General features: G+C 71.3%; 10 protein-coding genes and 1 tRNA gene. 6 read left to right on the top strand and 5 right to left on the bottom strand.

Features of this window, described 5'->3' with window-relative positions:
• Both mmsB and I59_RS05565 read left to right on the top strand, forming a co-directional pair.
• A partial coding sequence (mmsB, locus tag I59_RS05560; protein WP_022903024.1) for a multiple monosaccharide ABC transporter permease occupies positions 1-1287 on the top strand: 1287 nt, incomplete at its 5' end.
• A gap of 88 nt (positions 1288-1375) precedes the next feature.
• Complete coding sequence (locus tag I59_RS05565; RefSeq protein WP_022903025.1) at positions 1376-2479, top strand: sugar-binding protein; 1104 nt, start codon at positions 1376-1378, stop codon at positions 2477-2479.
• 148 nt (positions 2480-2627) lie between these two features.
• On the opposite strand, the gene I59_RS05570 is transcribed toward I59_RS05565, so the two are convergent.
• The 3 genes from I59_RS05570 to dcd all read right to left on the bottom strand — a co-directional run bounded on the left by I59_RS05570 (position 2628) and on the right by dcd (position 4201).
• A complete protein-coding gene (locus tag I59_RS05570; protein WP_022903026.1) occupies positions 2628-2972 on the bottom strand; it encodes a DUF86 domain-containing protein in 345 nt (114 codons plus the stop codon).
• Positions 2969-3484 (bottom strand): helix-turn-helix domain-containing protein, encoded by a 516-nt coding sequence (locus tag I59_RS05575; RefSeq protein ID WP_042726503.1) that lies wholly within the window; start codon positions 3482-3484, stop codon positions 2969-2971. Before I59_RS05575 ends, I59_RS05570 begins: the two co-directional genes overlap by 4 nt.
• A 129-nt stretch (positions 3485-3613) precedes the next feature.
• Positions 3614-4201 (bottom strand): dCTP deaminase, encoded by a 588-nt coding sequence (gene dcd, locus I59_RS05580; RefSeq protein WP_022903028.1) that lies wholly within the window; start codon positions 4199-4201, stop codon positions 3614-3616.
• A 79-nt stretch (positions 4202-4280) separates the two neighbouring features.
• On the opposite strand from dcd, the gene I59_RS05585 reads away from it, so the two are divergent.
• A complete protein-coding gene (locus I59_RS05585; protein WP_022903029.1) occupies positions 4281-5387 on the top strand; it encodes a GNAT family N-acetyltransferase in 1107 nt (368 codons plus the stop codon).
• 139 nt (positions 5388-5526) lie between these two features.
• A complete protein-coding gene (locus I59_RS05590) occupies positions 5527-7572 on the top strand; it encodes a cytochrome c oxidase assembly protein (RefSeq protein ID WP_022903030.1) in 2046 nt (681 codons plus the stop codon).
• Between the two features lie 188 nt (positions 7573-7760).
• Here the strand turns inward: I59_RS05590 and I59_RS05595 are convergent, their stop codons facing one another.
• Both I59_RS05595 and I59_RS05600 read right to left on the bottom strand, forming a co-directional pair.
• The gene (locus I59_RS05595) at positions 7761-8108 is read right to left on the bottom strand and encodes a hypothetical protein (RefSeq protein ID WP_022903031.1); all 348 of its coding nucleotides are present in this window, start codon (positions 8106-8108) and stop codon (positions 7761-7763) included.
• Positions 8098-9189 (bottom strand): DUF6177 family protein, encoded by a 1092-nt coding sequence (locus tag I59_RS05600; RefSeq protein WP_022903032.1) that lies wholly within the window; start codon positions 9187-9189, stop codon positions 8098-8100. The genes I59_RS05595 and I59_RS05600 overlap by 11 nt, the downstream gene beginning before the upstream one ends.
• A gap of 212 nt (positions 9190-9401) precedes the next feature.
• Between I59_RS05600 and I59_RS05605 the strand changes: the two genes are divergently transcribed.
• Together I59_RS05605 and I59_RS05610 are read left to right on the top strand one after the other, a co-directional pair.
• A tRNA-Gly gene (locus I59_RS05605) sits at positions 9402-9475 on the top strand.
• A 26-nt stretch (positions 9476-9501) separates the two neighbouring features.
• Positions 9502-11024, top strand: a 1523-nt coding sequence (locus tag I59_RS05610) for an FAD-dependent oxidoreductase (protein ID WP_261976526.1), incomplete at its 3' end; no start/stop codon positions are given.

Here is an 11024-nt window from a genome sequence, read left to right on the forward strand (position 1 = left end):
AACCTCAGACTGCTCTTCGGCAAGGGCAACAGCATCGGCCAGTACGGCATGATCATCGCGTTGATCGTGATCGTCGCCTTCTTCGCATGGCGCACGAACGGGCTCATCCTCGAGCCCACCAACGTGATCAACCTGTTCCTGCAGTACTCCTACATCCTCATCCTCGCGCTCGGCATGGTGATGGTGATCATCGCGGGCCACATCGACCTCTCGGTCGGTTCGGTCGCGGCGTTCGTCGGCATCATCGTCGCGCAGTCGATGTCCGTCTGGCAGTGGCCCGCTTGGGCGGCGATCCTGCTCGGCCTCGGCGTCGGCGCGCTCGTCGGCGCGTGGCAGGGCTTCTGGGTGGCGTTCGTCCGGGTCCCCGCGTTCATCGTGACGCTGGCCGGTCAGCTCATCTTCCGCGGTGCGAACCAGATCATCGGCCAGTCGACCTCGGTGCCGACGCCGGACTCCTACAACGGCATCGGCGCGGGCTTCCTCGGTGACTTCGGCCCCGACTTCGGCTACTCGAACGGCACACTGCTGCTCGGCCTCGTGACGATCATCGCGCTCATCATCATCGAGATCCGCGGCCGCGCCCGCCGTCGCAAGATGCAGGCCGAGGTCCCGCCGCTGTGGGTCTCCGTGGTCCGCACCGGTGTGCTCGTCGTCGTCACGCTCATCGCGACCTACCTGTTCGGCGCCGGCCCGGTCGGCACCTCGGTCCCGATCGTCGCGATCATCCTCGGCGTCCTCACGATCCTCTACGGCTTCATCACGAAGAACACGATCTTCGGTCGCCAGGTCTACGCGGTCGGCGGCAACTCGAACGCGGCCGTCCTCTCCGGCGTCAGCGCCCGCAAGGTCAACTTCTTCGTCATGGCGAACATGTCGGTCCTCGCCGCCATCGCCGGCATGGTCTTCGTCGGGTACTCGAACGCCTCGGGCCCCGCGGACGGCACCGGCTGGGAGCTCGACGCGATCGCCGCCGTGTTCGTCGGTGGCGCCGCGGTCGCCGGTGGCATCGGCACCATCTCGGGCTCCATCATCGGTGGTCTCGTCATGGCGCTCCTGTCGAACGGCCTCCAGCTCATGGGCATCGAGTCGAACAAGGTCCAGATCATCCGTGGTCTCGTCCTGCTCGTCGCCGTCGCCTTCGACGTCTACTCGAAGTCCCAGGGTCGTCCCTCGCTGATCGGCGGCATGATGCGCCAGTTCCAGCGCAAGGACACCGAGCAGAACACGGTCGCTGCCCAGCAGCCGCGGTCCATCGAGGACCAGCCGGAGAAGGTCAACGTCCAGTAGCACGTGGCGCCGGGCGGGCACCCGTCCGCCCGGCGCACGAATCCCCATCACCACAGCACCAACCCCTCAACGAAGAGAAAGCAATCTCATGCGCAAGAAGCTCATCGCCGGCATCGGTCTGGCCCTCGTCGCGGGCCTCGCCCTCAGCGGCTGCTCCGCACGCGGAACCTCGGACTCGGGCAGCAGCTCGGGTGCGACCATCAAGAAGGGCGACCTCATCGGCGTCGCGCTGCCGGCGAAGACCTCGCAGAACTGGGTGCTCGCGGGCGCCGCGTTCAAGAAGTCGATCGAGGACGCCGGCTTCAAGGCCGACATCCAGTACGCCAACGCCGGCAACCCGGTCCCCGACCAGCAGTCGCAGATCTCGAGCATGGTCACCAAGGGCGCCAAGGCCGTCATCATCGGTGCGGCCGACGGCTCGCAGCTCGGCTCGCAGGTCAAGGCGGCCAAGGCGCAGGGCGCCACGGTCATCGCCTGGGACCGCAACATCCTGAACACGAAGAACGTCGACTACTACGTGGCGTTCAACAACTTCAAGGTCGGCCAGCTCCAGGCGCAGGCGCTCCTCGACGGCCTCAAGGCCAAGAAGGGCGACGGCCCCTACAACATCGAGCTCTTCGCGGGTTCGGCTGACGACGCCAACGCGACCGTCTTCTTCAACGGTGCGATGGACGTGCTCGAGCCGAAGATCAAGGACGGCACGGTCAAGGTCGTGTCCGGCCAGGAGACCTTCCAGAAGGTCCAGACCAAGGGCTGGCTCGCGCAGAACGCCCAGTCGCGCATGACGGACCTCCTCTCGCAGTACTACTCGGGCAGCACCAAGCTCGACGGCGTCCTCTCGCCGAACGACACCCTCGCCCGGGCGATCCTGACCGCGACGAAGGCCGCCGGCAAGGACACCCCCGTCATCACCGGTCAGGACTCCGAGACCGCGTCGATCCCGCTCATCATGAAGGGCACGCAGTACTCGACGATCTACAAGAACACCACGGAGGAGGCCCAGGCCGCCATCGACCTGGTGTCGGACCTCGCTGACGGCAAGACCCCGAAGACGGTCTCCGACAAGAACAACGACAACGGCGTGAAGGTCGTCCCGACGGTCGAGCTCACCCCGATCCTCGTCACGAAGGACAACGCGGTCGAGGCCTACAAGGGCAACGACACGCTCGAGCAGCTCGCCAAGCAGGGCTGATCGCAGCACTGCCGCACACACAGCACACGGACGGCCCCGTCTCGCACCGCGAGACGGGGCCGTCCCGCGTCCACACCACGACTGCTCCCGGCGCGACCACGCACCGGCCGGGAGGCACGGTGCCGGCCCGCCCCGCGCCTCCCGGCCGTCAGACGGCCACGTCGTCGGCGTGGGCCGCCCGCAGGCGCCGAGCCGCCGCGCAGAGGTGCGGGACGTCGGTCCGCGCGGTGCCGAGGACCACCGCGGGCGTGGTGTCGAACGAACGCCGGGTGAGCCGCTCGGCGAGGAGCGAGACCTTCCGCCACGGGATGCTCGGCTCGGCGGCGGTCAGTTCGTCCGGCAGCATGCGCACCGCCTCGCCGATCTCGACGAGTCGCATCCGCACGGCGTCGTACACGAGCAGTTCCGGGAGCGCGTCGTCACCGACGTAGCCGCGGATCAGCTCGCACGCCCGGACGACGTCGTCCAGGCGCTCCCCCGTCCCCCGGGTCACAGTGGGACCGCCTCCCGCACGACCCGCGGGTCCATCCCGGCGGCGTCGACCACGTCGACCCGGGCGCACAGCAGCTGTTCGGCCTCGTCCTGCATCCGCATCAGCGCGAAGATCCCGAGACCCGTCCCGAGGTCCACCATGAGGTCGACGTCGCTCTCCGGCCCGTCCTGACCCCGCGCGACGCTCCCGAAGAGGCGCGGGTTCCGGCCACCGAACCGGTGCACGATGTCGCGGAGCTCGGACCGGGCGGCGGCGACCCGTTCCCGCAGCGGCGGCGGCTCCTCGATCGGCTCGAGTTCGATGGTCGCCGTGAAGCCGGCTGCGCGCAGCAGCCGCTGCAGCGCCGCCAGAGACGGGTCACGACGACCGTTCTCGTAGGTGCTGATGACGCTCTGCGTGACGCCGGCCCGGACGGCGAGCTGCACCTGGGTCAGTTCCGCGCGGACGCGGGCGCCACGGATGAGCTCGGCCGCCGACACTGGCGGCGCGGGCCTGGGGAGGACTGCGGACATGCGGCCACGATACACAGAATGCGAAATGTTGCGACCCATGCACTGGGGTTCGCCACAATGCACTGCTGGGATTGCTCCTGCTATATCGCGGAGCGTCGATGCTTCTGCGGTCAGTCGATGCGCCTGCGGTCAGTCGCGCGTGGAGACGTCCGTCCGGTGGAAGTTCTGCGCCGACCGGGACGCCGTCGGGCCCCGCTGCCCCTGGTAGCGGGACTGGTACTCGGCCGAGCCGTACGGCTTCTCGGCGGGGCTGGAGAGCTGGAAGAAGCAGAGCTGCCCGATCTTCATGCCCGGCCAGAGCTTGATCGGCAGGGTCGCGACGTTCGAGAGCTCGAGCGTCACGTGGCCCGAGAAGCCCGGGTCGATGAAGCCGGCCGTCGAGTGCGTCAGCAGACCGAGGCGTCCGAGCGAGCTCTTGCCCTCGAGGCGCGCCGCGATGTCGTCCGGCAGGCTGACGACCTCGAACGTCGACCCGAGCACGAACTCCCCCGGGTGCAGGACGAACGCCTCGTCCGGGTCGGTCTCCACCAGGCGGGTGAGCTCGGGCTGGTCCTCGGCCGGGTCGATGTGGGGGTACTTGTGGTTGTCGAACAGCCGGAAGTACTTGTCGAGCCGGACGTCGATGCTCGAGGGCTGCACGAGCGACGCGTCGTACGGGTCGAGCCCGATGCGTCCGTCGGCGAGCTGGGCGGTGATGTCGCGGTCGGAGAGCAGCACGCTGGAAGCCTAGCGGCCGGGGGACCGCATCGATATCTGTCAGGCTGCCCAGGGTCGGGGAGCGAACAGGAGCAGGACGATGACGACCGCCGGTCGACCGCCGTACACCGTCGAGGAGCTCGACGTCCCCACCACGATGCACGACGACCCCGCCCGGGTGGCGGCCTTCCGGGCATGGCTCGCGGTGTCCGACCGCGCGGAGGCCGCCGTGCACGGGCTCCCCGAGCTGGCCTGGACCGCCGACGAGTACCTGCCGATGTGCCACACACCCGGCGCCCCGAGCCGGCTCTTCGTCGCGCGGGACGCCTCGGGCACGGTCGTCGGTGCGGCCTCGTACGACTCGAAGGAGGAGCCGGGGACGACGAACTGCTGGCTCGCCGTCGGCGTCGACCCGGCGCACCAGGGCCGCGGCGTGGGCACCCTGCTGGCCGACCACGTCGAGCGGATCGCTCGGGAGCAGGGTCGGACGCAGTGGAAGACGTACGCGGTGTCGCGGCAGGTCGGCCCCGCGTCGGGCGACGGGTACCTGCAGGCGCCGACGGGACACGGCGCGGTCCCCGCCGACGAGGCGGGGGTCCGCTTCCTCACCCGCCGCGGGTGGCGGTTCGGGCAGGTGAACCGGATCAGTCGGCTCGCACTGCCGGCAGACGTCGCGGTGGTCGGCGCGGCGCGGGCGCGAGCGGTGTCGGCCGCCGGGGACGCGTACCGGACGCACCGGTGGACGGGGCGCACTCCCGAGCGCTGGCTCGACGGCGTCGCCCTGCTGCGCACGCGGATGTCGACCGACGCACCCGAGGGCGACATGGAGGAGCCGGAGGACGTCTGGGACGCCGACCGCCTCCGTGAGCAGGAGGCCGAGCTCGACCGGGCCCCGCGGACGATGGTGACGGTCGCCGTGGAGGACGTCGCCTCCGGGTCGCTCGTCGGGTTCACGCAGCTCGCCGTCCCGGACGACCCCGGTCGGGCGGTCATGCAGTGGGACACGCTCGTGCTCCGGGAGCACCGGGGACACCGGCTCGGGTGGTTGCTCAAGGTCGAGGGGATCGCGTCCGTCGAACAGGCGTTCCCCGGGCGCCCGTCGATCATCACCTTCAACGCCGAGGAGAACCGGCCGATGCTCGACGTGAACGAGGCCGTCGGGTTCGTCGGCGTCGGCAGCGAGGGCATCTGGGAGCACCGGGACTGAGGCGGCCCGGGGCGGACCGCAGCCGGCGTTGCGGACGCACACCGCGCCCCTCCCCACCGGCACGGCCCGGGCACCGCTGGCGCGTCGCCCGGGAACCGGCGGCGTGGGCCCAGGCTGGGGCGCTTACCATTGGACGGTCATGACCGTCACGTCCTCCGCACCCCCGTCCGGAGGCGCGGCGCCGGAATCGGCGCCCGTCACCGCGCGCACGTCCACCGTCGCGACGGTCCTGGTGATCACCGTCCCCCTCGCCGCAGCCCTCGCCGTCCTCGGCATGGTGCTGACCGGCGCGTTCGGCTCCGACCAGCAGCTCGTCTCCGCCGGCGACCTCGTCACCTACGGCCTGCCCGTCGCGCGCGCGGTGCACGACACGATGGCGGCGGTGACGATCGGCCTGCTCATCGTCGCGGCGTTCGCGCTGCCGGCACGCAAGCAGGACCACGGGGCCGTCTCGAGCGTGCAGCACCGGGCCACCCGGTGGGCGGCAGCGACCGGGAGCGTGTGGTTCCTGGCCGCGGTCGTCGGCATCGTGCTCACCGGGGCGAACACGCTCGGCGTGCCGCTGACCTCCCCGGTGTTCGCGCGCAACTTCCTGCTCTTCGCCTTCCAGGTCGAGATCGGGCAGGCGCTCGTGGTCTCCGCGGCGGCGGTCCTGCTCGCGACCGTCGTCGCCACGTTCGCGACCCGGGTGACGACCCTGGCCGTCGCGACCGTCCTCGCGCTCTTCGCGCTGCTCCCCCTCGCACTGTCCGGCCACGCCGCCGGGTCGCTCGAGCACGCGAACGCCGTGAACTCGCTCGCGGTGCACCTCGTCGGCGTGTGCGTCTGGGCGGGTGGCCTCGTCGCAGTGCTGCTCCTGCGCACCCGCACGAAGGGTGCGACCGGTCGTGTCGTGTCGCGGTACTCGACCCTGGCCGGCTGGTCCTTCGGAGCCGTCGCGTTCTCCGGGATCGTGAACGCGTCGCTGCGTCTCACCGGCCCGCTCGACCTGGTCACCACGCCGTACGGCTGGCTCATCACGACGAAGGCCGTCATCCTCGTGCTGCTCGGGCTCGCGGGGGTCGTGCAGCGCCGACGGCTCGTGCCGGCGTTGCTCCGGTCACCGCTCGACCGCCGGGCGTTCACCCGGTTCGCGCTCGCCGAGATCGTGTTCATGGCCGTGGCGATCGGCGTCTCGGTGGCGGTGTCCCGCTCGCAGCCGCCGATCCCCCAGACTCCCGAGACCGGCGACGACACCCGCTCCGGGCTCATCGGCTACCCGTACCCGCCGACGCAGACCCTGCACACGTACTTCACCGAGTGGCACTGGGACTGGGTGTGGGCCGCGCTCGCCGTGACCGGGGCCGTCTGGTACCTGCTCGCGGTGCGGAAGCTCCGGAAGCGCGGCGACGCCTGGCCCGTCGGCCGGACGATCGCGTGGCTCGTCGGCTGCGCGCTCTTCATCTGGACGACCTCGGGCGGACCGGCCGTGTACGGCATGATCCACTTCTCGTCGCACATGGTGCAGCACATGCTGCTCATGATGTTCGTGCCGCTGCCGCTCGTGCTCGGCGGACCGGTGCTGCTCGCCCTGCGGACCCTGCCGGTGCGCAACGACGGCTCGCGCGGCGCCCGCGAGTGGCTCATGCTGTTCGTGCACTCGCGGTACATGCAGTTCATGGCGAAGCCCGCGGTCGCCGGGGTGGTCTTCGCCGGCTCCCTCGTGGTGTTCTACTTCACGCCGGCCTTCGAGTACGCGATGCAGTCGCACGAGTGGCACGTCGTGATGGTCGTGCACTTCGTCCTGAGCGGCTACCTGTTCTTCTGGGTGTTCGTCGGCGTCGACCCCGGCCCCGCCCGGCCGCAGTACCCCATCCTCATCATCGCGCTGCTCGCGACGCTGGCGTTCCACGCGTTCTTCGGCGTGGCCGTCATGACGTCCGAGTCCGTGTTCGCGGTCGACTGGTTCCACGCGCTCGGGCAGACGAACGACGCTGCGCTCCTGGCCGACCAGCACACCGGCGGCGGGATCGCCTGGGGTGCCGGCGAGCTCCCGATGGTCTTCGTCGCACTGCTCGTGGTGCGGAACTGGGTGCGGTCGGACACGCGTGACGCCAAGCGGCTCGACCGGAAGGCCGACCGCGACGGCGACGCCGACCTCAGGGCGTACAACGAGCGGCTCGCCGCGATGCACGACCGGGACTGAGCGGCGCCCGGCCCGGTTCGCGTTCGCGTTCGCGTTGCGATCCGCGTTCGCGTTCGCACAACCAAAGTCAGTTCGCGCCGATGATCGCGCTGGTTCGGTTCGTTTTCGGTTGTGCGAAGACGATCGACACCGCACCGCACCGCACCGCGACTCCGGCAGCGGGCCACGCGAATCCCGACGGCCCGGGCTCAGTCGCCGTGGACGAGACAGACGGCATCGAGGTCCATCGCGGCCTCGAGTGCCGCGGAGATCCCCGACTCGCCGTCCGGCCCCGCCGGGGTCACCACGTCGACCCACCACAGCGGCACCTCGAGCGTCGGCGCCTCCGGCAGGATCCGTTCGACCTCGTCGAAGGCGTCCACCCGCCGCACCCCGAGCACGGTGAGCACCGGGTGGGTCGCGTCGCGGCAGACCTGCAGCACGGGGCCGTCGTCGAGGGCCCGGACGCCCCAGGTCTCGTCGTGCATGAGCAGGGCCTCGGCGACGTCGCGGATCTCCACCGGCTGCCGGCAGAGGAGCGTCACGTCACGCGGCACCGGGACCTCCGCTGACCGGAGCGCCCACGTGGCCGTCCTCGTGCGCGGGGTCGAGCGGTGCGCCGCCGACCAGCTGCAGGAAGCGGTCCTCGTCGATGCGGTCCAGGAAGGCCTCGAGCGCCTCCCACCCGTCCTCGAAGCGGACGATGAGCCCCGCGTCGGTTCCGTCGGCGGCATCGTCGTCCGCGTGACGTCCACGGGTCCCGAAGGTCGTGGTCGAGGTCCGCGGTGGCGGCCACACCCCGTCACGGTCGAGGAACTCGGCGGCCTCGGGACCGACGACGACGGCGAGCGGCGACGGCTCCCCGTGCGACACCGCGCGGACGAGGTGGTCGGCGTCGCCCCGGCGCTGCATCACCACGCCGAAGACGGGCTCGACCTGGTCGGCGACCCGCTGCACGGCATCGAACATGCGCGGCGCGAGCGAGGGGTCGGCGTGCTCCTCCGGCACCGTGAGCACGGCGGACATCGTCTCGATGACGACCCCGTCCAGCAGGTGCGCGGTCATGGTCGCCGAGAAGCCGTCGCCGATCGCGTAGGACGTGGAGACCGCGGGCGCCTCGTGCTTCGCGTACTGCGTCACCACCCACCGGTCCCACGGGACCGTCAACGGCTCGGCGGTCCCCCACCGCGTCGGGCACGCGCCGACCGTGTCGCACAGGGCCTCGATCGCCGAGCCCATGTCGACCGCTCGGCCCTCGTGGTGCCGGAGGGTGAGGTCGATGCTGATCTGCCGGACCGAGTCCGACGACACCGGGTGCTCGGGCGACGGGGTCCCGACCAGTTCGGGACCCCGGTGCACGAAGTCCTCGATGCCGGAGGCCGCGGCGCCGGTCCGGCCGTCGCGGAGGGTGCCGTCGTGGTCGGCGACGGCCCAGGCGGCACCGTGCGCACCGAGGGCGTGCCGGAGTGCCGGTGTCAGCGCGGCGCCGGGGCCCGTCCGCAGCACCACGGTCCGGCCCGCGGCCGAGGCACGGCGGAGCAGCGAGGCGAACGCGTCGGTCAGCCACACCACCGACGATGCCGAGTCCACCATGAGCGCCGGGCCGACCACGTCGTCGATGAGGGGATGCCTGACCATCCGGTTCCTCCTCGGGTCGTCACTCGGTCGGATCCCCCTGGACGGTACACACGAGCACGACACCTGTCCGTCACGGCGGGCGGCTCACAGCGCCTACACGGACACCGGCCTGGAGGCACGGATCGCGGCCGCCCCGCAGCCCCCGGAGCGCGTTCGGCTGGCATCCAGCGGAGAATCCGGTAGGGTTGTCGACGTCCCGCCGAGCGGGATGCGCGAGTGTAGTTCAATGGTAGAACTCCAGCTTCCCAAGCTGGTAGCGCGGGTTCGATTCCCGTCACTCGCTCCACGATCGCCGAGCACTACGCTCGCTCCATGGCTTCCCTCTCCACGACCCACGTCGTCATCGGCGGCGGGATCGTCGGCGCCGCGACGGCGTTCGCGCTGACCGCCCGCGGCGAGCGCGTCCTCCTCCTCGAGCAGCACGGCCGCGGCCACGACCGCGGTTCCTCGCACGGTGCGAGCCGCATCTTCCGGCAGGGGTACGCCGACGCCGAGTACGTGGACCTCACCACGCGGGCACTGGACCTGTGGGAAGCGCTCGAGCGGCGGTCGGGCACGACGCTCATCGACCGGACCGGCGCCGTGGACCACGGTCGCCCCGATGCCGTCGACGCGATCGCCGCCGCGCTGACCGACGCGGGTGTCCCGCACGAGACGCTCTCGCCCGACGACGCCGCTGCCCGGTGGCCCGGCATCGCCTTCGAAGGGCACGTCCTGGCGCATGCGACGGCGGGACGCATCCGGTCCGCCGCGGCGCTCGAGGTCTTCCTGACGCTCGCGGAGCGGACCGGGCTCGCCGACCTCCGGTTCGGCACACGCGTCACGGGCATCGAGGACCACGGCGACGACGCCACGGTGTCGTTCATCAGCGATGACGTCGACGTCGAGACGGTCCGGACCGCGTCCGTGGTGGCCGCCGTCGGGTCCTGGGCCCCCACGCTGGTCGGTGCCCTGCTCGCCGGACGCGGGGCGGGCCTCCCGGCCGTCCGCGTCACCCAGGAGCAGCCGGCCCACTTCCCCAGCCACCTGCCGGACGCGGCGTGGCCGAGCTTCGTGCACTGGGGCGAGGGCGACGGGGTCTACGGCCTGCTGACACCCGGTGAGGGCGTGAAGGTCGGTTTCCACGGCACCGGTCCCGTCGTCGACCCGGACCGCCGCGACTTCGTGCCGGTGCCCGCGGAGGCGGAGCGGCTGCAGGCCTACGTGACGCGGTACGTGCCCGGCGTGGACGCGACGAAGCCGACGTTCATCAGCTGCCTGTACGACACCACGCCGGACGAGGACTTCGTCATCGACCGCCGCGGTCCGCTCACCGTCGCGACCGGGTTCTCGGGCCACGGCTTCAAGTTCGCGCCCCTCCTCGGCGAGCTCGTCGCGGACCTCGCCCTCGGCGGCACCCCACTGCCACGGTTCGCGCTCGCTCGCTCCGCACAACCGAAATCACCCGGAACCACGCGATCACGTGGTTCCGGGTGTCTTCCGTTGTGCGCCGCCGCGTGGCGCGGCCCGCGCGCCGTGCCGCGCCGCGGTCCGCGCGCCGCGGCGCAGCGCGCGCTACACCGCCCAGCGCTCGGCGAGCTCGTCCATCAGCCCGTCGAGCCGCTCGTCGACGACCTGCTCCTCCGGGTGCGCCTCGTACCAGGCGATGACCTCGCGCACACCCTGCCGGTAGGGGATCCGCGGCCGGTACCACGGCACCAGGGACCGCACCTTGCTGTTGTCGAACACGGAGCTGTTCGCTTTGTCGCCGAGGAGCGCCGCACCCCACTTCCGGTCCACCGCGTTGATCGCGTCCGCGGGCACGTGCACGATCTTCAGATCGTCAACCCCGGCAG

It is taken from the genome of Curtobacterium sp. B8, from assembly GCF_000333315.1.
Taxonomy (GTDB): Bacteria; Actinomycetota; Actinomycetes; order Actinomycetales; family Microbacteriaceae; genus Curtobacterium; species Curtobacterium luteum.

What these genes read in the sequence shown, in the direction of transcription:
- I59_RS05600 (WP_022903032.1), bottom strand. Translation starts at nt 9,189, where the DNA reads ATGGTCAGGCATCCCCTCATCGACGACGTGGTCGGCCCGGCGCTCATG.
- I59_RS05565 (WP_022903025.1), top strand. Translation starts at nt 1,376, where the DNA reads ATGCGCAAGAAGCTCATCGCCGGCATCGGTCTGGCCCTCGTCGCGGGC.
- I59_RS05585 (WP_022903029.1), top strand. Translation starts at nt 4,281, where the DNA reads ATGACGACCGCCGGTCGACCGCCGTACACCGTCGAGGAGCTCGACGTC.
- I59_RS05590 (WP_022903030.1), top strand. Translation starts at nt 5,527, where the DNA reads ATGACCGTCACGTCCTCCGCACCCCCGTCCGGAGGCGCGGCGCCGGAA.
- I59_RS05575 (WP_042726503.1), bottom strand. Translation starts at nt 3,484, where the DNA reads ATGTCCGCAGTCCTCCCCAGGCCCGCGCCGCCAGTGTCGGCGGCCGAG.